Origin of the sequence: Actinopolymorpha singaporensis (assembly GCF_900104745.1) — a bacterium.
Lineage (GTDB): Bacteria > Actinomycetota > Actinomycetes > Propionibacteriales > Actinopolymorphaceae > Actinopolymorpha > Actinopolymorpha singaporensis.
In genome coordinates this window covers 103,553-123,280 of sequence record NZ_LT629732.1, presented here as the reverse complement: position 1 = coordinate 123,280, position 19,728 = coordinate 103,553, and the positions used below count along the sequence as shown (strand labels likewise).

Annotated in this window: 18 protein-coding genes; 11 read left to right on the top strand and 7 right to left on the bottom strand. The window is 71.4% G+C overall.

Annotation, left to right across the window (positions count from 1 at the left end):
• Window positions 1-50: 50 nt before the first annotated feature.
• Together BLU27_RS00580 and BLU27_RS00575 are read right to left on the bottom strand one after the other, a co-directional pair.
• Window positions 51-1,430, bottom strand: coding sequence for an MATE family efflux transporter (locus tag BLU27_RS00580; protein ID WP_092649551.1), 1,380 nt, complete (start codon window positions 1,428-1,430; stop codon window positions 51-53).
• Between the two features lie 7 nt (window positions 1,431-1,437).
• Window positions 1,438-2,427 (bottom strand): phosphotransferase family protein, encoded by a 990-nt coding sequence (locus tag BLU27_RS00575; protein WP_092649549.1) that lies wholly within the window; start codon window positions 2,425-2,427, stop codon window positions 1,438-1,440.
• 152 nt (window positions 2,428-2,579) lie between these two features.
• On the opposite strand from BLU27_RS00575, the gene BLU27_RS29450 reads away from it, so the two are divergent.
• Complete coding sequence (locus BLU27_RS29450) at window positions 2,580-2,873, top strand: hypothetical protein (RefSeq protein WP_092649547.1); 294 nt, start codon at window positions 2,580-2,582, stop codon at window positions 2,871-2,873.
• A gap of 77 nt (window positions 2,874-2,950) precedes the next feature.
• On the opposite strand, the gene BLU27_RS00565 is transcribed toward BLU27_RS29450, so the two are convergent.
• On the bottom strand, window positions 2,951-3,403 hold the full coding sequence (locus BLU27_RS00565; RefSeq protein WP_092649545.1) for an SRPBCC domain-containing protein: 453 nt from the start codon (window positions 3,401-3,403) through the stop codon (window positions 2,951-2,953).
• 158 nt (window positions 3,404-3,561) lie between these two features.
• Here BLU27_RS00565 and BLU27_RS00560 point away from each other — a divergent pair, with 158 nt between their 5' ends.
• Window positions 3,562-4,263 (top strand): pentapeptide repeat-containing protein, encoded by a 702-nt coding sequence (locus BLU27_RS00560; protein WP_092649543.1) that lies wholly within the window; start codon window positions 3,562-3,564, stop codon window positions 4,261-4,263.
• Between the two features lie 14 nt (window positions 4,264-4,277).
• On the opposite strand, the gene BLU27_RS00555 is transcribed toward BLU27_RS00560, so the two are convergent.
• The gene (locus tag BLU27_RS00555; RefSeq protein WP_092649541.1) at window positions 4,278-5,417 is read right to left on the bottom strand and encodes an alpha/beta hydrolase; all 1,140 of its coding nucleotides are present in this window, start codon (window positions 5,415-5,417) and stop codon (window positions 4,278-4,280) included.
• Between the two features lie 277 nt (window positions 5,418-5,694).
• Here BLU27_RS00555 and BLU27_RS00550 point away from each other — a divergent pair, with 277 nt between their 5' ends.
• Together BLU27_RS00550 and BLU27_RS00545 are read left to right on the top strand one after the other, a co-directional pair.
• On the top strand, window positions 5,695-7,131 hold the full coding sequence (locus BLU27_RS00550) for a GuaB1 family IMP dehydrogenase-related protein (protein WP_092656953.1): 1,437 nt from the start codon (window positions 5,695-5,697) through the stop codon (window positions 7,129-7,131).
• Between the two features lie 295 nt (window positions 7,132-7,426).
• A complete protein-coding gene (locus tag BLU27_RS00545; RefSeq protein ID WP_092649539.1) occupies window positions 7,427-7,942 on the top strand; it encodes a hypothetical protein in 516 nt (171 codons plus the stop codon).
• Window positions 7,943-7,964: 22 nt separating this feature from the next.
• Here BLU27_RS00545 and BLU27_RS00540 read toward each other — a convergent pair whose 3' ends face one another.
• From BLU27_RS00540 to BLU27_RS00525, 3 genes are all read right to left on the bottom strand, one after another.
• Complete coding sequence (locus BLU27_RS00540; RefSeq protein ID WP_092649537.1) at window positions 7,965-8,609, bottom strand: CBS domain-containing protein; 645 nt, start codon at window positions 8,607-8,609, stop codon at window positions 7,965-7,967.
• An 89-nt stretch (window positions 8,610-8,698) separates the two neighbouring features.
• Window positions 8,699-9,346 (bottom strand): DinB family protein, encoded by a 648-nt coding sequence (locus BLU27_RS00535; protein ID WP_092649535.1) that lies wholly within the window; start codon window positions 9,344-9,346, stop codon window positions 8,699-8,701.
• A gap of 361 nt (window positions 9,347-9,707) precedes the next feature.
• Window positions 9,708-11,357: a dolichyl-phosphate-mannose--protein mannosyltransferase gene (locus BLU27_RS00525; protein WP_092649531.1), complete on the bottom strand. Its 1,650-nt coding sequence runs from the start codon at window positions 11,355-11,357 to the stop codon at window positions 9,708-9,710.
• Window positions 11,358-11,528: 171 nt separating this feature from the next.
• On the opposite strand from BLU27_RS00525, the gene rsmI reads away from it, so the two are divergent.
• The 7 genes from rsmI to BLU27_RS00490 all read left to right on the top strand — a co-directional run bounded on the left by rsmI (window position 11,529) and on the right by BLU27_RS00490 (window position 19,707).
• Window positions 11,529-12,368 (top strand): 16S rRNA (cytidine(1402)-2'-O)-methyltransferase, encoded by an 840-nt coding sequence (gene rsmI, locus BLU27_RS00520; RefSeq protein WP_197681844.1) that lies wholly within the window; start codon window positions 11,529-11,531, stop codon window positions 12,366-12,368.
• A gap of 10 nt (window positions 12,369-12,378) precedes the next feature.
• A complete protein-coding gene (gene metG / locus BLU27_RS00515; RefSeq protein WP_092649528.1) occupies window positions 12,379-13,983 on the top strand; it encodes a methionine--tRNA ligase in 1,605 nt (534 codons plus the stop codon).
• A gap of 86 nt (window positions 13,984-14,069) precedes the next feature.
• Complete coding sequence (locus tag BLU27_RS00510; protein WP_422386117.1) at window positions 14,070-14,876, top strand: TatD family hydrolase; 807 nt, start codon at window positions 14,070-14,072, stop codon at window positions 14,874-14,876.
• A gap of 301 nt (window positions 14,877-15,177) precedes the next feature.
• The gene (locus BLU27_RS00505; protein ID WP_092649525.1) at window positions 15,178-16,395 is read left to right on the top strand and encodes a resuscitation-promoting factor; all 1,218 of its coding nucleotides are present in this window, start codon (window positions 15,178-15,180) and stop codon (window positions 16,393-16,395) included.
• Between the two features lie 77 nt (window positions 16,396-16,472).
• A complete protein-coding gene (gene rsmA / locus BLU27_RS00500) occupies window positions 16,473-17,435 on the top strand; it encodes a 16S rRNA (adenine(1518)-N(6)/adenine(1519)-N(6))-dimethyltransferase RsmA (RefSeq protein ID WP_092649523.1) in 963 nt (320 codons plus the stop codon).
• A complete protein-coding gene (locus BLU27_RS00495) occupies window positions 17,432-18,340 on the top strand; it encodes a 4-(cytidine 5'-diphospho)-2-C-methyl-D-erythritol kinase (protein ID WP_092649521.1) in 909 nt (302 codons plus the stop codon). The genes rsmA and BLU27_RS00495 overlap by 4 nt, the downstream gene beginning before the upstream one ends.
• A 302-nt stretch (window positions 18,341-18,642) precedes the next feature.
• On the top strand, window positions 18,643-19,707 hold the full coding sequence (locus BLU27_RS00490) for a serine protein kinase RIO (protein ID WP_241827705.1): 1,065 nt from the start codon (window positions 18,643-18,645) through the stop codon (window positions 19,705-19,707).
• The last annotated feature ends 21 nt before the right edge of the window (window positions 19,708-19,728 follow it).

Genomic DNA, 19,728 nt, shown 5'->3' with positions numbered 1-19,728 from the left:
CCACCGTGTCTCCCCGGCGCACCGGCTTCGCGAGGCCACCAGACATTGCCTCAGCCATCCGGCGAGCGTGTCCAGTACCCTCGACCATCGAGTCGGACCCGTCGCAGGACGACCAGCGCGGCCAGGGCCGACACGAGTTCGCCCGCGGCCAGGCTGACCCACACGCCCGACGAACCTGCGTGGCTGAGCGCGAGCACGAGCGGGACCTTGATCGCCAGGATGGTCCCGATCGAGATCAGGTACGACGGCCGCGGTCGCCCCAGTGACTGGAAGTACGCCGACACCAGTGGCGCCACCCCGGCGACGGCGAACCCGAGCGCGATGATGCGCAGGGCGTTGCGGGCCGTCGCCGCGACGCCTGCGTCGTCGACGAACGCCGCCACGAGCGGGCCGGCGAACACGACGACCGCGACGAGGACGAGTACGCCGTAGCCGACCGTGGCGCGCAGGGAAAGAGTCCGTGCGCGCAGCACCCTGTCGTACAAACCGCGCCCGGCGTTGTAGCCGGCCACCGGTTGCAGGCCCTGGCTGATGCCGAGTTGGGGCATCATCGCGAACGTCTGGATCCGCGCGCACACGGCGAACGCCGCCAGCGCCGTCGCGCCGCCCGTCCGCGAGAGCGTCGTGTTGACCAGCACCGCCAGCATCGTGGCACCGAAGCCCGCGAGGAACGACGGAGCGCCGACGCCGAGCAGGGCGCGGATGGTCGGGGGATGCGGCCGCAGGTCGGCCAGGCCGATCCGGTAAGGCCGGTGCCGCTGTACGAAGAAGAACCACATGCTCATCACCGCGGACACCGCCTGCCCGCCGACGGTGCCGAGCGCCGCGCCGCGCACACCGAGGTGAACTCCGAAGATCAGCAGCGGGTCGAGCGTGATCTGCACCAGGATCGGAACCAGCCACAGCATGGTCGAGAAGCGCATCCGTCCCTCGGCCCTTACCAGGCTGGAGAATCCGGTGGAGAAGATCGCCCCGGCGAGAATGACGACCGCGTACTCGGCTGCCAGGGTGCGCGTGCTCCCGACCGCGCCGAGCAGCGTCAGCAGGGGACCCAGCGCGACCAGCCCCACGACGGTCACCGCGACGGCGGTCGTCCAGAACACCACGAACGCGTTGCCGGCAGCCCGCGCGGCGGTCCGCGGATCGTTCGCCCCGAGGCTGCGTGACACCAGCGAGGCGCCGCCGACCCCGACCGTCGTCGACACCGCCCCGAGCACCAGCAACACGGGAGTGACCAGGTTGACCGCGGCCATGGCGAGCGCGCCCACCCCGCGCGCGACGAACCACGCGTTGGTCAGCGCGTAGATCCCGTAGACACCCACGGACAGCGTGGTCTGGGAGCACGCGTGCCACAGCAGTCGGCCGACGGGCGCGGCGCCCAGCGCTGACGCGTGGTCGATCCGCGAACGCCTGTCCGGGGGTGCGGTCACCGCGCCCTCACCGGGAACGGTGGCCGAACCGGCCCATGAGCTCCGCGACCTGCTCGCGCGCCCAGTCGTACTGACCGCTGTCGGTGTGCCCGCGGTAGACGGTCTCGATCACCATGATGAGCGCCAGGTGCAGGCAGTACAGCCGCCGGCGAACCTGCTCGGTCTCGGTGAGCTTGCCCTGCCCGTAACCGCGCATGAACGCCGTCGCGTCACCGAACGCCGCGAGTTGGGTGGGCACGAAACCCGCCTCGATCAGCGGGTCGCCGTAGAAGGCGCGCTCGTGGTCGATGATGCTGATGATCTTCCCGTCGCGGACCATGACGTTGCTGTCCCACAGGTCCCACTCGACGTACCGCGGTTCGACAACCTCCTCGAGCGAGCCGGCGTTGTCGGCGAACACCTCGCGCACGACGTCGTAGTCCCATCCGAGGTCGACCTGGCGGCGCTCGCCGTCGCCGAGCACGTCCTCGAACATCCCGGTGAACACCACGCGCCAACTCGGCTCACCAGGCCCGGCGAGCGGCCCGAACGCCCTGCCACGGATCGAGTTGAGCTCGCGGTTGGCCGCACCGAGCGCCTCCTGGTACGTGCCCAGACAGGCCGGTGTCAAGTTCTCCTTGACGATGCCGAGGTTGTCGGCGTCGATGTACGGCATGAAGAAGTAGTCGGCGTCGCAGAGCTCGTGACTGCTGTCGGCGAAGTCGACCGTCGGCACCGGCACGGTGGTCTGCTCCCGGATGAGGCGCAGCGCCGCCAGCTCGACGGCCATCGCACCGCGTTCGTACGTCATCACCTCGACCCCGGCCGGAGGCGCGATCTTGACGACGACGTTGGAGCCGTCACGCAGACGGATCCGGTACGCCACGTTGAACCAGCCGTGCCCCAGCTCACTCACCCAGCCGTCGCCGTCCGCCGGCACCTGGTCCGGACCGTAGGCGCGCGCGACCATCGCCTTGAGGGTCCGGGGGGACTGGCGGTTCTTGGTGATGCTCTCCATCGATGCCTGTTCCTGACGCCGGAGGAACGCTACGGACGAAGCCTCCCAGCTGCCGCCGACACCGACAAGGCACCGGTCACCGGGTGGCAACCACCTCGGCCCGTCTCGTCCGGCCATGGACATCGCCGTCACGTGCGCTCACTCTCATTGCCATGAGCCTCTACTGGGTGGGCGTGGGGATCGCGGCGGCGATCGTGGTGCTCCTGCTCACGCGTGGCCGCAAGCCGCGTCACGATCGGAAACACCGTGGGCCGAGACACAAGCACGGCGGTGGCGCGAGCCGGCCGCTCACCCGCGCGACGCCACGCGGCTCGCCTTCGGGACACGGGGGTCTGGACACCGGCGGTGGCTACGTGGGCGGCGTGGATGGCGGTGGGGGATGGGGCGGGGACTGCGGCGGTGGAGGTGGCGACGGCGGTGGAGGTGGCGACGGCGGTGGATGTTGAGTGGTTCCGCCTGTGGACACGGCGTCCGCGGCGAGGGGAACGGGGACCAGGCGCTCGTCGCCGCCACACGTGACTCTCTACGCGTCCAGTGAGTCGGCAAGCCGGTCCAGTCCGGTCTGCCAACCTGGCGCGACCTGCGCCGCGATCTCCGGACCGGGGACCGTGTTGACGAACACCAGCACGCAGGCGGAGTCGCCGTCGGGATGGATCTCCCACCGCAGCGTCTCCTGATCCCAGGTGTATTCCAGCAGGCGTGGTGGGTCGCATCGGAGGACTTCGCCGTGTCCCTCGGGCAGCCCGGTGTCAGGTTTGGGAACGAATCGAAGCTCCGCGCCCTCGGCGAAGTGCAGCCGTGACGCGTCGTAGTCCAGGATCTCCACGAACCACACCCGAAGATGCTCAGTACGTGTCAGCGACCGCCACACCGCAGCTGCCGGATGTGCCAGCCGACGCTCGAACCGCACTGTCGCCGTCCCGTCCGCCCGGGAGCTGATCTCGCCGTTCGCTGTTCGTACACGGTCTGCGGACATCGCTCTTCCTGTCTCTCGGCGCTTGGCGCGAGGTTGCGGGCTCTGACGTGCGTCACCATATATCACCGGCAGGGTATATTGCCAGTACGGCATACAGAGGCTGGACCAGCCCTGGTGTCCCGGCCGATTCCGGGGGTGGTGACTCGTAGGGTCGGCGCATGCCGCCCCCTGCCCGATCCGGGCGCCCCGCCCGCCGCCGGCCGGCGAGGCCCCGGCTGCCGAAGAACCTGACCCCCGCGGTGCTGCCGGACCACGACCTGGCCGACGAGGGCCACCTGCGCCGGCTCGTCTACACCGACCTCGACCTCGCCGAGCGCGACGTCACCTCCTGCGACGTCGAGGAGTGTCTCTTCGAAGGCGTCGAACTCCGCGGTGGCGTGCTCACGAAGTCGACGTTCGCCGACTGCCGGTTCGAACGCTGCGACCTCGCCAACCTCGTCACGACGAACTCCTCGCTGATCAGATGCGAGTTGCGGGGTCTGCGCACCACCGGCCTGCACTGGACCGACGGCACGATCCGCGACGTCGTGTTCGACCAGTGCAGGCTGGACCTGTCCGCGTTCCGGTTCTGCACGCTGACCGCGGTGCGTTTCGTCGGTTGCCGGCTGACCCAGGTCGACTTCACCAACGCCGACCTGCGCAACGCGCGCTTCGACGACTGCGACCTGTCCGGTGCGCAGTTCGCCCAGGCGGACCTGACCGGCGCCAGGCTGCGCAACTGCGTACTCGCCGGCGTGCGCGGCGTGGCCAACCTGCGCGGAGCCGTGATCGATCCCGACGACCTGGTGGCGTTGAGCTACGCCCTGGCCGGGGCCCTTGGGATCGTCATCGGGACCGGCGAAGAACCCGACGGCGGCTGAGGAGACGGGGTACGTCAGCCGCGAAACAGCAGCGGGGCGACGTTGTGCAGGCTTCGCCGCCAGGTCTGCCACTCGTGTGCCGTGCCCTGTGACCGATAGGTGTGGTGGCGGATGCCCTGCTTGGCGAGCACCGACTCCATGGAGGTGAGCGCCTCGTCGAACCGCTGCTCGCCGGTGCCGGCGGACAGCCACAGCAGCCTGGTCCGCGCGTTGAACGCGTCCGCGTCCGCCAGCGCGCCGCCGAAGGCGGTCTCCGGATCGAGCGGGTCGAACAACGCCGCGCTGAACGCCACGACGCTCGCGAAGGTGTCCGGGTTGGCCAGCCCGACCGACAGCGCCTGCCGGCCGCCCATGGACAGCCCGGCCAGGGCGCGCGAACTCCGGTCCGGGATGGTGCGGTAGGTGGCGTCGACCATGGGTACGACGTCACGCACGAGCAGGTCGCCGAACGCGTTGAGCAGGCGTTCGGACAGTTCCGGTATGGACCCCGAAGTGGCCGGCACCTCGCCCGGCTCCAGCGCGTACCCGTTGTTCATCACCACGATCATCGGCTCGGCCGCACCCCGGTCGAGGAGGTTGTCCAGGATGAAGTTGGCCCGGCCCTGCATGGTCCAGCCGCGCTCGTCCTCCCCGGCGCCGTGCTGCAGGTACAGCACGGGGTAGCGCCTGCCCGGATCGTCGTCGTACCCGGGAGGCGTGTAGACCAGGCAGCGCCGCCAGCGGCCGGTGGTCGCCGCGTGGAACCACCGCGTCCGCACCTCGCCGTGCGGCACGTCCAGCAGGTCGTGGAAGTCGCTGCCGGGGTCGGGCACCTCCAGGCCGCTGGTGGGCCGGCCGTACCCGAAGAACGTCTCGGTGTTCGGGTCGTTGGTGGGTACACCGTCGACGAGCAGCCAGTAGTAGTAGAAGCCGGGCCTGACCGGTGGGACGGTCAGGATCCACAGGCCGTCCTCACCGCGGGTGAACGGCAGCGTCGAGCCGGCGGCGAGTCCGCTCTCGTGGCCGCCCGGCTGAAGTTCGACCGTACGGGCGGACGGCGCCGGCACGGCGAAGGTCACCCGGCCGTCGGCGTGGATCCAGGGGTACTCCGCGGTGCGCACCGCGGACGGGGAACGCTGCCCGTCGCGGGTTCCCGGCGTGGACTCGGGGGTCATGGGTTCCACCTTCGCTGGTCGTCACGGGTCTGGCCCGCGGGTCGCGTCCTACCTTTGCACCGCGGCCCGTCGCGGTCACCCGGCCCGGAAGCCCCACCTTCGCCCCGCAGACACCGCGAAGCTTTGCGTGACCGTGCCGTTCCGGGGCGCACCCGGGCAAGGTGGACCGGGTCCGGGTAGTCCTGCCGTGGCGTTCGCGCCGGCCTGCGAGCGCCGTAATCTTCAGGTGTCCCGAGTCGTCTCCGGCGACTCCCAGCCGCCGCCCAAGGAGGTGGATGTGCGCTTCCTCCACGACCGCGTCCCCGAGCAGGACCTCACCTACAGCGACGTCTTTCTCGTCCCGAACCGCTCGATCGTCTCCTCCCGTCTGGACGTCGACCTCGCCACGTCCGACGGCAGCGGGACGACGATCCCGATCGTCGCGGCGAACATGACGGCGGTGTCCGGACGGCGGATGGCGGAGACGATCGCCCGGTGCGGCGGACTGGCGGTGATTCCGCAGGACATCCCCGTCGAGGTGGTGGCCGAGGTGGTCGGCTGGGTCAAGGACCGGCACACCGTGTACGACACCCCGATCACGATGGCGCCGTCCGGCACGGTCGGCGAGGCGCTCAACCTGCTGCCCAAGCGCGGCCACGGCGCGGTCGTCGTGGTCGAGGACGGCCGGGCCGTCGGGGTGGTGACCGAGGCCGACTTCGAACGCGTCGACCGGTTCGCCCAGCTGGCCTCGGTGATGTCGCGCGAACTGCTCTCCCTGCCCGACGGCATCCACGCCGAGGACGCGTTCAACACACTCCACGACGGCCGGCACCGGCTTGCTCCGGTCGTCGGCGACGACGGCCGGATCGTGGGGCTCCTCACTCGCGAACGCGCCCTGCGGGCCGCGCTCTACACCCCGGCCGTCGACGCCGCCGGGAAGCTGCGGATCGCCGCGGCGATCGGCATCAACGGCGACGTCGAGACCAAGGCGAAGGCGCTTCTGACCGCCGGGGTGGACGTCCTCGTGATCGACACCGCGCACGGCCACCAGGAACGCACCCTCGAGGTGCTTCGCATCGTCCGCCGGCTCGACCCACAGGTCCCGGTCGTCGCGGGCAACGTCGCCACCGCCGAGGGGGTGACCGACCTGGTGGAGGCCGGCGCCGACATCGTGAAGGTCGGCGTCGGACCGGGCGCGATGTGCACGACCCGGATGATGACCGCCGTGGGCCGGCCGCAGTTCTCCGCGGTGCTGGAGTGCGCCACCCGGGCACGGGAGCTCGGCAAGCACGTGTGGGCGGACGGCGGTGTCCGGCACCCGCGCGACGTGGCGCTCGCCCTGGCGGCCGGGGCGTCCAACGTCATGGTGGGTTCGTGGTTCGCCGGAACGTACGAGTCGCCCGGTGACGCACACCGCGACACCGACGGCCGGCTCTACAAGGAGAGCTTCGGCATGGCCTCCGCCCGGGCGGTCGCGTTGCGCACCGCGGAGGACACACCGTTCCAGCAGGCACGCAAGGGCCTGTTCGGCGAGGGCATCTCCACCTCCAGGATGTACCTCGACCCGGAGCGGCCGAGCGTGGAGGACGTCCTGGACGGGATCGTCGCCGGCGTACGCAGCTCGTGCACCTACGTCGGTGCGGCCGACATCGAGGAGTTCCACGCCCGCGCGGTGGTCGGCGTGCAGACCGCGGCCGGCTTCGCCGAGGGAATGCCGCTCGCCACCAGCTGGTGATCTTCGCGAGCGGCGATCACGGGCCCGATGGCGGAAGCTCCGGCGTGACGAGGCGGGCAAGCGTGAGCGTTCCGGCAAACCGGGACGCGCCAGCCGAACGTCCCTCGGCGCGGTGACCAACGACTCTCCTGAGCCGTCCCGCCCGATGCTGAAGTGAGGTGGCAAGGGAAACCCTTCGGCGCAGCGGCACGGCAGCGGGGGTGAACGATGCAGTGCCGCGCCGCGGGCGAGAGGGGTTTCCCTTGCCGCGTTGTGAAGTTGCGCCAGCAGCGGCCCGAAGCCGGGGGAGGGTCCGATGTTGACCGTCGCAGTCGTGGGAAGTGGGGGCACCGGGCCTGCTGTCTGGGACGTCGGCCCGCGGATCGTGGCGCGGCTGACCGGAGACCGGCTGACCGGGGGGCAGCCGGTCCCGGGTCAGCGGGCGTCCGGTGAGCGGACGAGCGTCGAGGGAGTGCAGGTACTGGCCAGCACCGATCTTCCCGTACGCCTGCTGAGCGCGGACAGCGGCCTGGCCGAGCTGATCATGGTCGAGTCGACAAGAGCCGGTGGCACGCCGGGTTCGATCCGGCAGTCGGTGATGGAGACCCACGGGCCCGGTCTGCCCGAGCCGGGAACGACGGGGCCCGGCGGGGTCATGGGCGTGCTCACGTCCCTGCACCTGCCGCCCCGGGTCGTGGTCTTCTCCGTGGAGGCGGGGGCCGAGGAAGCCGGCGAGGCCACCAGCGTGCTCGCCGACCGCGCGGTCGACGAGGTGTTCGACCTGGTGATCGCCGAGATTCGCCGGCTGGACGGGGCACAGCGGCCGGCGTAGTGCTCGGCGGTCGGCCTGAAACTCAACGGCTGTCGTAGAGCACGGCGAGAACGTCGCGCGCGGACACGATGCCCACGACCGCCGGATGCACTCGCGTACGCAGGGGCACATGGCGTACGTAGTGCCGGCGCATCAGCCCGGCGACCTGCAGGATCGGGTCGCTCGGGCTGGCCCACACGGTGTCCATGCCGATCACGTCCGCGGACCACACCTCGTCCGGGTCGCCGCCACCGGCGAGGGCGCGGACGATGTCGCGTTCGGACAGGATGCCCACGGGTACGCCGTTCCGGTTCACGACGAGCGCGCCCACCTCGGCCTCGGCGAGGAGTTCGGCGGCCGTCCGCAGCGTGCTCGTGGCGTCGACGGTGCGTACGGGAGAACGCATGATCCGCTCGACCGGATCGTGCCGGCCCACTCTTACCGAGCCCTGGCCCTCCTCGCTTCTCGCCTCAGGAATGCGCGCGGTGTCGTCGGTGTCGTCGGTCCCCGCGGGCAGGACGATGGCCTCCGGCCCCGGGCAGATGAACGACTCGTGCCCGTCGTCCCAGGCCACGCGGTACTCCGGCGACTCGGGGGTGCCCAGCACCTCGCGTACGGTCCCGTGCCGGCGGCGCGCACGGTGGGGTTCGTGGGCCAGGACGATGCGGTCGCCGACGTGGACGGTCATCTCACTCCAGCCGGACCTCGGATGCGCGGGCTGGTCTCACTGTCACGAGGGCCACCGGGCAGGTCGTAGAGCCGAAGGTCCCGTACGCGTCAGGCGGTGTGCCGGTGCCAGCCCGGCCCGGGGCGGCGACCGGTTCGCGGCCGGTGCCACGGATCGGTGGCCGCCCGGTGCAGGCTCCTGAGGAGGCCGATCTCGGCGGCGTAGCGGGTGACCTCGGTGTTGACCCAGGCGGCGACGTACCCGAACGGCCGGGTTCCCCGCTGCAGCCACTCCGCCCGTGCGGTGGAGTCGAGGTCGGCGTCGTCGAGGGCGCTCAGGCCGCTGCACCAGCCGGCCCGGACCGAGCGCAGCCAGTCCAGCGTCGCCTCGCCGTCTCCGGGCCAGTCGCCGTCGGAGGCTCGGTCGTCGGCCGGCCCGTCGGGGCAGCGGAGGCCGCCGGACCCCGAGCCGAAGCACCGGACCGACGTCTCGGCCCACCAGGAACCGAGCCGCCAGGTCAGCCAGCCGATCGTGCGGGCCGGCTCGGGGTGAACGGAAAGGTCGGTCATCGGGCGGTCGGCGGTCCACCGCCCGTCCGGTCCCCGGCGTACGGTCCAGGCTCCGGGAGCCGGCTCCCACAGGTAGGCCGCATCGTCGAGGTCGCTCAGGTGGACCTCGAGCAGGGACCACGCGACGTCGAGCTGCCAGTGCAGCAGCGCGATCCGCGGTTCGCCATGCGTGTTCGAATTCCCGGCCACTGCACCTCCCCGATCGTCAACTCGCGGGGATCATGTCACCCGGACGCCCACGTCCGCAGTCGGTTTTCGCTGGCCCTCCTCGATCGCGTTCCCTCAGGTCCGGCGCCTACCCGCGAGAGCCACCGCTTTCGACCAGGCGCGGCCGACCTGCTCCGATGCCTCGACTGCTGTCACCTCCAACCTGGTCACCGGCCAGAACACGTTGGAGGGTAGGGGTCCGCCGCCGGCTCCCGGCGAGATCGTGCAGGAGGTCGAGGTCGGCACGTGGGAGCAGGCCGCGGACCGCCGCGTCGGCCTCGTCGGGTACGGACGGGGCCGGTATCAGGCGGACGGCGAGCCGGACGGTCAGGCGCTCAGGCACTCAGACCCAGGAGCGGAACCACATCCTCCGCAGCCAGGTGTCGTACGGGATCACCTGGTCGGTGAGGATCGGGTAGACGTACGCGAAGTTCAGCAGCACCAGCAGCGTCACCCCGCCCAGCACCGCGGCGCCCCACATCCGGCGTCGCGGCGAGGCGTCCCGCGGCCCCAGCATCTTGCCGAGCATCAGGGTCAGGCCGATGACCATCCAGGGCAGGATGATGATCGCGTAGAAGTAGAAGATCGGCCGGTTGGCGTACTGGAACCACGGCAGCCAGGTCGCGGCCACACCCACCACGGGGATGCCGAAGCGCCAGTCCCGGCCCAGGACCCACCAGACCAGGCAGCCGGCCAGGGCGATCACCGCGAGCCACCACAGGACCGGCGTACCGATGCCGAGAATCTCCTGGACGCAGCGATCGGTCGGGCAGCCCTGCTTCGGGCCGATGTTGTCGGCCCAGTCGAACGACACCGGCCGGGCGATGACCAGCCACCCCAGTGGCGAGGAGGCGTACTGGTGCTTCTCCGTCAGGTGGGTGTGGAAGTACATGATCTCGGCGTGGTAGTGCCACAGCGAGCGGACCGCGTCGGGGACGAGCCGGGCCAGGCCACTCGCCGGGTTGGACGCCGCCCAGGTGCGGTCCCAGCCGTCCGGTGAGGCGAACCACCCGGCCCAGGACGCGACGTAGACGACCGCGGCGGTGCCGGCCACCGTGACGAAAGCGACCGCCGCGTCCAGCGCCAGCCGGGCCACCCCGATCCAGTGCGCGAACGCCGCACCGACCGCCCGCCGCGCGCCGACGTCCCAGGCCCACGTGAGCAGGCCGAACGCCGCGAGCGCGAGGGCGGCGTTCCACTTGGTGGCGGCGGCCAGCCCGAAGCACAGCCCGGCCACCAGCCGCCACGGCCGCCACAGCAGCCGTGGTCCCCAGGTGCCGGGCGCGACCCGACCGAGCGGCTCGGCCGCGTCCGCGAGCCGGGTGCGAACCCAGTCGCGGTCGATCAGCAGCGCGGCCACCGCGAGCAGCAGCCAGAACATCGCCGGCAGGTCGATCAGCGCGATCCGGCTCTCCACCAGATGCAGCCCGTCGACGGCGAACAGGAACGCCGCGACGCAGCCGAGCAGCGTGGACCGGGTGAGCCGCCGGACCATGCGGGCCATCACCAGCACGGACAGGGCACCGGCCACGGCCACGCAGAAGCGCCAGCCGAACGGCGTCATGCCGAACATCCACTCGCCGACCGCCATCAGCCACTTGCCCGCCGGCGGGTGGACGACGAACGCGGGCTCGCCGAACACGTTCAGGTCCCCGGCCAGGATGCGCTCGTTGGCCTTGTCCACGAACTGGTGTTCGACCCCGAAGCGTAGGAGGCTGAACGCGTCCTTGGGGTAGTAGGTCTCGTCGAAGACGAACTTCGCCGGCCGGCCGAGGTTCCACAGCCGCAGCGCCGCGGCGAACACCGTGATCAGCAACGGCCCGATCCAGCCCCGCCACCCGTCGCCGGGCAGGGGTGGGCACAGCCGCTGGCGCAGCGGGGGAATGGGTCTGCCGTCTGGGTCGCGTCCCATCACAGCGGCGGGGACGGCGGGGGCGTCGCCGGCCCGCCCGGGCGACCCGTCGGCGGCGCGCTCGGAGGCCGTCGTCGTCATCGGGGTTCATGGTACGGACACCAGGTGGGAACGGCCTGACCGGCGCGATGCGAGGATGAGCGCGTGTCGGCCCGTGCGCAAACCCCCCGTCGGACAGGCCCCGTGACAGGCCCCGGGACAAGTCGTGACGCAGGCCCCGAGGCAGGCGGCGAGACGGGTGCGGAGGCCGGGGTGCTCGTCCTCGCCGCCACGCCCATCGGCTCCCTCGACGACGCCCCGCCGCGGTTGGCCGCCGAGCTGACCGCCGCCGACGTGATCGCCGCGGAGGACACCCGGCGCCTGCACCGGCTCACCTCCGCCATCGGCGTCCACCCCACCGGCCGGGTGGTGTCGTACTTCGAGGGGAACGAGGCCCGTCGTACCCCCGAACTCGTCGAGGCGCTGCTCGCCGGCCGCAGAGTCGTCCTGGTCACCGACGCGGGCATGCCGTCGGTCTCCGACCCCGGCTACCGCCTGGTCGCCGCGGCGGTGGAGGCGGGGATCCGGGTCACCGCCGTACCCGGGCCGTCGGCCGTGCTCACCGCGCTGGCGGTGTCCGGGCTGCCGGTCGACCGGTTCTGCTTCGAGGGCTTCCTGCCGCGCAGGGCCGGCGAGCGTTCGGCCCGGCTGCGCGAGCTCGCCGAGGAACGGCGGACGATGGTGTTCTTCGAGGCGCCGCACCGGCTGGCCGCGAGCCTTTCGGCGATGGCGGAGGTGTTCGGCGAGGATCGCGCCGCCGCGGTGTGCCGGGAGCTCACCAAGACCTACGAGGAGGTACGCCGGGGCAGCCTGGGCGAGTTGGCCGCCTGGGCCGAGGAGGGCGTACGCGGGGAGATCACGCTCGTGGTCGGCGGTGCCCCGGCGGCCGCGGCGCGGGACCTGGCGCCGGCGGAGCTGGCCCGGATGGTCGCCGAGCGGGTGGACGGCGGCTCGTCCAGGAGGGACGCGATCGCGGCGGTCGCACGGGAGTCCGGAGTGGCGAAGCGGGTCGTCTACGCCGCCGCCGTCGCCGGTGACCGACGGGTTCCCTAGGATCGCGGACATGGTCGATGCCACCACAAGCCGTCAGGACGGCAAGGCGTTCTACGTCACGACGCCGATCTACTACGTCAACGACAAGCCGCACATCGGGCACGCCTACACCACGGTCGCGGCCGACGTCCTGGCCCGCTGGCACCGCCAGCGCGGCGAGAAGGTGTGGTTCCTCACCGGCACCGACGAGCACGGCCAGAAGGTCATGCGCAGCGCCGAGGCCAACGGCGTGACGCCCCGCGAGTGGGCCGACCAGTTGGTGGAGACGGCGTGGAAGCCGGTGCTGGAGACGATCGACGCCAGCAACGACGACTTCATCCGTACGACCGAATCACGGCACACCGAGCGGGTTCGGGAGTTCTGGCAGCATCTGTACGACGCCGGCGAGGTCTTCCCCGGCACGTACGAAGGTCCCTACTGCGTGAGCTGTGAGGAGTTCAAGCTCCCGGCCGAGCTGATCGACGGGGAGAACGGCCAGAAGCTGTGTCCGGTGCACGGGCGGCCGGTGGAGATGCTCTCGGAGACCAACTACTTCTTCAAGCTGTCGGCCTACACCGACAAGCTCCTCAGGTTGTACGAGGAGCACCCGGAGTTCGTACAGCCCGAAAGCGCCCGCAACGAGGTCGTGGCGTTCGTCAAGCAGGGCTTGCAGGATCTGTCGATCACCCGGTCCACCTTCGACTGGGGCATCCCGGTCCCGTGGGACGACGAGCACGTCCTCTACGTCTGGATCGACGCGCTGCTCAACTACGTCACGGCGGCCGGCTACCGCACGGATCCCCTGCTGTTCAAGCAGGTCTGGCCAGCCGACGTCCACCTTGTGGGCAAGGACATCCTGCGCTTCCACGCGGTCATCTGGCCTGCCATGCTGATGGCCGCTGGACTTCCGTTGCCGACCACGGTGTTCGCGCACGGCTGGTTGCTGGTCGGCGGTGAGAAGATGAGCAAGACGAAGTTGACGGGGATCGCGCCCAGCCAGATCATCGACACCTTCGGCTCGGACGCCTTCCGCTACTACTTCCTGCGGGCCATCCAGTTCGGCTCCGACGGATCGTTCTCCTGGGAACACCTCAGCGCCGTCTACACCTCCGAGCTCGCCAACGGGCTGGGCAACCTCGCCTCCCGCGTCGCGGCGATGGTGGGCCGCTACTTTCACGGCAGCCTGCCCGCTCCCGCCGACGCCGGCCCGGCCGAGCAGGTGATCGCCGAACGCCTCACGCAGACCGTACGGGTGGCCGACCAGGCCGCGGTGTCGCTGCGCTTCCACGAGGCGCTGGCCGCGGTCGAGGCGTTCGTCGGCGTCGTCAACGGATACCTGACGGAGCAGGCTCCGTGGAAGGTCGCCAAGGACGACTCCCCGGAGGCGCGTGCCAGGCTGGCGACCATCCTTTACACCGCCGCCGAGGCGTTGCGCGCGGTGGCCGTTCTCTACAACCCGGTGATGCCGCGCAGCGCGGCGGCGCTGTGGGAGATGCTCGGCGCCGAGCAGAGTGTCGGCGCGCTGGCCGAGCAGTCGCTCACCGAGGCGGGCAACTGGGGTCAGCTGCCCGAGGGGTCGGTGCTCACGAAGGGGGCGCCGCTGTTCCCGCGGATCGAGGAGCCGGAGGCGTCGTGACGCCCCAACCGGGCGGGGGCCCGACCCCGCAGCGGGCAGGCGGGCAGGACCGCCGCGACCGCAGCCGGCCGGAGCCGCCGCCACCGCTGGCCGTCCCGGTCGCGGACTCCCACTGCCACCTCGACATCCCCGACGGTCCGGGCGGCCAGTGGCTCCCGGTCGAGGAGGCCGTGGCCCGGGCGGCCGCGGTCGGCGTACCGAGGATCGTGCAGATCGGCTGCGACCTGCCCGGCGCGCGCTGGGCGGTACGCGCCGCCGAGGAGCACCCCGCGCTGGTGGCCGGGGTGGCCCTGCACCCCAACGAGGTGCCGGTCCTCGCGGCCGCTGGTGAACTCGACGAGGCCCTGGCCGAGATCGACCGGCTGGCCGGGTCCAGCCCGCGCGTGCGGGCGGTGGGGGAGACCGGGCTGGACCACTTCCGTACCGGCGAGGAGGGCTGGAAGGTCCAGGAGGACGGTTTCCGGGCCCACATCGCGCTGGCAAGGAAGCACGGCAAGGCGCTGGCCATCCACGACCGCGACGCCCACGACGACGTCCTCCGGGTGCTCGCCGAGGAGGGCGCACCGGAGCGGGTGCTGATGCACTGCTTCTCGGGGGACGCCGAGATGGCCCGCGAGTGCGTACGCCGCGGCTACTACCTCTCCTTCGCCGGCACGGTGACCTTCAAGAACGCCGCACCGCTGCGCGAGGCACTCGCCGAGGTGCCCCTTGGCCGCATCCTGGTCGAGACCGATGCGCCCTACCTCGCTCCCACGCCGCACCGCGGCCGGCCGAACGCGAGCTACCTGGTACCCCTCACCGTCCGGTGCATGGCCGAGGTGAAGGGGGTCTCGGAGGAGGCCATGTGCGCGGCCGTGGCGGAGGCCACAGAGGCTGTCTTCGGCACCTGGTGACGAACGAATCACACCAGCGGAATTCGCCGATCCCGGGATTCGTATTTGCCCAGCGCATTTCCGCTTTTCTGACAATCCGTGGTCACTCCGACCGCCTCTGCGGGCTGTCCGGAATAAGCTTCTAATGCGCCTGGAGTTGATAGCGGGTGCATTGTTCGTTATCGTCCCGTGTCGTTGGCCGGGGTCGGGGAAGCCTCGGACGGCGCAGAGGGGGGCGTCATCCGCGCCCGGCATCAGCGTGTGTTCGCGCTGGTCAAGGGCTCACCGTCGAGTCGCGCGGACCCTGACCCTCCATTGAGGCGTGCCGTCTGTGTCCGTGCCCGGAAAGCACGACCATCGGAGCACCGTGCACAAGAAGGTACTTATCGGTGCCGTCGGCATCGGAGTGGTCGGCGCGCTGGGAATCGGCGGCACGACCGCTTATGCGTCGCTGGACAAGTCCGTCACCGTCTCGGTCGACGGTAAGGCTCGTAATCTCCACACTTTCGACTCCACCGTCGGTGACGTGCTGGCGTCGCAGAAGATCAAGGTCGGCCCGCGTGACGTGGTGGCGCCGGCGAGGACGGCGAGGGTCACCGACGGCACCCGGATCGCCGTCCGGTACGCCAAGCCGCTCACCCTCAACGTCGACGGCTCCAAGCAGACCCACTGGGTGACCGCGATGAGCTTGGGCGAGGCGCTGAACAACCTGGGCGGCCGCTTCGACGGCGCCCGCACCTCCGCCAGCCGCTCGGTCGGCATCGCGCGGAAGGGCCTCACGGTCGACATCCTCACCCGCAAGTCCGTGGTGATCAGCCACGACGGCAAGAAGACACCGCTGGACGAGCCGCTGCGGACCGTCTCCGACGCGCTCGCCAAGGCCCAGGTCAAGGTGGACGCCGACGACCGGGTGAAGCCGAGCCTGTCCACCGAGGTCAAGGACGGGACCGCGATCACCGTCAACCGGGTCGACGTCCGCAAGTCGACCCGCAAGGTCGTGCTGTCCTACGACACCATCCACCGGAAGACGGCGTCCCTGTACAAGGGTCACAGCAAGGTCGACCGCGTGGGCCGCAGGGGCGAGAAGGCCCAGATCTTCCGTACGACCTACGTCGACGGCAAGAAGGTCAAGTCCCAGCTGCTGTCCCAGAAGATCGTCCGCCAGCCGGTGGACAAGATCGTGCTGGACGGGATCAAGGTACGCAAGACCTCCACGTCCAGCGGCGGCGGAAGCAGCAGCGGCGGTGGCGGTAGCAGCAGTGGCGGCGGCAGCTCCAGTGGGGGCGGCAACGTCGGCGGCGGCGTGGACAGCCTCAACTGGGCGGCGCTGGCGCAGTGCGAGTCCAGCGGCAACCCGCGGGCGGTCAACCCCTCCGGCTACTACGGCCTGTACCAGTTCTCGCTGTCCACCTGGCACTCCGTGGGCGGTTCGGGCAACCCGATCGACAACTCGTCGGCGGAGCAGACCTACCGCGCCAAGCTCCTGTACAAGAGGGACGGCGCGGGCCAGTGGAGCTGCGGCAGCCACCTGTACGACTGACGGTCACAAAGTCAGTGCCCACCCCTGACAGCTGAGTGCGCGTCCGGGCACCGGTAGGTGCCAGATAGCGTTCCGGTGTGGGTAACGCGTTCGAAGGTGCGTCCGCCGGGCCGAGTCTCCTCGGCCCGGCGGACGTTCGCGTGCTGGCGGCGGACCTCGGCCTGCGCCCCACCAAACAGCGGGGGCAGAACTTCGTCACCGACGCCAACACCGTCCGCCGGATCGTGCGGACCGCGGACGTCGGGGCCGGCGACGTGGTGCTGGAGATCGGCCCCGGGCTCGGCTCCCTGACCCTCGCCCTGCTCGGCGCGGCGGCCCGGGTGGTCGCGGTGGAGATCGACGACACGCTCGCCGGAGCGCTTCCGGGTACGGTCGCGCGGTTCGCGCCGGAGCAGGCCGACCGGCTGGACGTGGTCCACGCCGACGCGATGGATCTCCGCTCGCTGCCCGGGCCGCCGCCGACCGCGCTGGTGGCCAACCTTCCGTACAACGTCGCCGTCCCGGTCCTGCTCGGCGTACTCCAGCACTTCCCGTCTGTCGGGCGCGGCCTGGTGATGGTGCAGCTGGAGGTGGCCGACCGGCTGGCCGCGGCACCCGGCTCCAAGGTGTACGGCGTGCCCAGCGTGAAGGCCGCGTGGTACGCCGAGGTCGCCCGGACCGGGCTGGTCGGCCGGACGGTGTTCTGGCCGCAGCCGAACGTCGACTCCGGCCTGGTGGGCTTCACCCGCCGTGAGCCACCGCCGACCACCGCGTCCCGGGAGCAAGTGTTCGCGGTCGTCGACGCGGCGTTCGCCCAGCGCCGCAAGACGCTGCGGTCGGCGCTGTCCCGGCTGGCCGGCTCGCCGGCCGCGGCCGAGAGCGCGGTGCGGGCGGCGGGCGTCGACCCGGGTGAGCGCGGCGAACGCCTGGACGTCACCGCCTTTGCCCGGATCGCGGAGGCGCTGCCCGGCAACGTCCGGGCCTCGAGGCGGGAACGCGGATCGGAACGTACGCAAGCGAAACGCGGATCGGAACGCAGAGAAGGGAAGCCGGCCCGGTGAGCGCTGTAGTGGTGAGGACACCGGCCAAGGTCAATCTGGCCCTGATGGTCGGCCCGTTGCGCACCGACGGCTTCCACGAGCTCGCCTCGGTCTACCAGGCGGTCGGCCTGTACGACGAGGTGGCGGCGACGCTCGCGCCACCGGGGGAGTTCACCGTCCGGGTCAGCGGCCGGGAGGCCGGCAAGGTGCCGCTCGACAACGGCAACCTCGCGATCCGCGCGGCCCGGCTGCTCGCCGACCATGCCGGGGTCGACGCCGGTGTGGCCATCGACATCACCAAGGGCATCCCGGTGGCCGGCGGCATGGCCGGCGGCAGCAGCGACGCGGCGGCCGCCCTGGTCGCCTGCGACGCGCTGTGGGGAACCAAGACCGACCGGAACACACTCCTCGGCCTGGCCGCCCGGCTCGGCAGCGACGTGCCGTTCTGCCTGCTGGGCGGCACCGCGATCGGCGCCGGGCACGGCGAGATCGTCACCCCGGCGCTGGCGAGGGGGACGTACGAGTGGGTGTTCGCGCTGGACGGTGAGGGCATGTCCACGCCCGCGGTCTACGCCCGGCTGGACCGGATCCGCGACGACCTCGCCGTCCTGCCGCCGCGGATCCCGGAGCCGATGATGGCCGCGCTGGCGTCCGGCTCGGCGACCGAGCTCGGCGCGACGCTGGTCAACGACCTGCAGCCGGCCGCCCTGCGGATCCGGCCCCGGCTCGGCCAGGTGCTGGACGCGGGCCGCGACTACGGCGCGATCGGCGCGGTGGTCTCCGGATCCGGGCCGACCTGCGCGTTCCTGGCCCGCGACCATGTGCACGCGGTCGACCTGGCCGCGCGGCTGGCGGGTACGGGGCTGTGCGCCTCGGTGCGCCGGGCAACCGGGCCCGTGCCGGGTGCGCGGGTCGTCGAGTCCTGAGTCCCCGGCCGGCTGCGCCCGGAGAGACTCGAAGTCCTGCCGCGAGAAAAACCGGTTGCGGTCCTTCGCCGGCCTGCGCCAGAGTGTCGGCAGTCGTCAGCCGCGGGCGGTGCCTGTCGCGGCGACCCAGGGCATCCGGCCGTCGGCCGGCGCGATCGAGGAGGTGTGCGAAGTGACCAAGTATGCCGTCCGGGCGTGGTCTCGTACCCGTCCTCTCGCGCAGCCCTCCGGCCGCTGACAGGCGCCGACAACTCACCGCGCACGGCGGGAGGGCCGCATCCTTCCCAAGGAGCTCTCTCACCGTGCGCAAGCGCAACCTGAAGTACGACCGCAACATCGACGTTTCCGCCTACGACCTCGCCGACGGTCTCGGCCCCGGTTACGACGACGCGCCGGCCTCGGCCCGGATGCGGCGCCGGCGGTCCGACGCCGAGCCCGGGCCACGCTCGCGGGGCCGGATGACCGAGGAGGCCCGCGCCCGGCTGGCTGCCGAACGCGAGGCCGTCGAAGCCGACGACGGTCCGCCGACCGGCTACCGCTGGACCACCTGGGACGATCCCGGCGGCCACGGCCCGGAGCCGTACCCGTCGTGGTTGGTCACCGACCTGGGCGCGGTGGACACCGAGTTCGGTGTCCTCAAGACCGGCAAGGAAGCCGACGTGTTCCTGATCCAACGCGGCGTGCCGGACCTCGACGGCACCAACGGCACCAACGGCACCGACAGCACCGACAGCGGGGCCGGCGCCGGCGGCCCCAGCCGGTGTCTGCTGGCGTCCAAGCGGTACCGCTCGGCCGACCACCGGCTCTTCCACCGGGACGCCGGCTATCTCGAAGGCCGTCGGTCGCGCCGGACCCGCGACCAGCGGGCGGTCGAGAACCGCACCAACTTCGGCCGGAACCTGATCGCCCAGCGGTGGGCGGTCGCCGAGTTCGACGCGCTGAGTCAGTTGTGGACGGCTGGGCTGCCGGTGCCCTACCCGGTCCAGCACCTCGGCACCGAGCTGCTGATGGAGTTCATCGGCTCCGCCGACGGCCAGGCCGCGCCCAGGCTGGCACAGCTACGTCCCGAGCCGGACCAGCTGGCCGACCTGTGGCGGCAGCTGCACGACGCCCTGGTCCTGCTCGGTCGCAACGGATACGCCCACGGCGACCTGTCGGCGTACAACCTGCTGGTGAACGACGGCGAGCTGATCCTGATCGACCTGCCCCAGCTGGTCGACGTGGTGACCAACCCGCAGGGCCAGGAGTTCCTGCGCCGGGACGTGAAGCGGATCTGCGAGTGGTTCGTGGCCCGGGGCATGGACCACGACCTCGCCGACGCCGACCGGCTGGCCGAGGAGGTCCTCGAGGAGGCCGGGGCGAGCTGACGCCTCGCACCTCCCACGTGA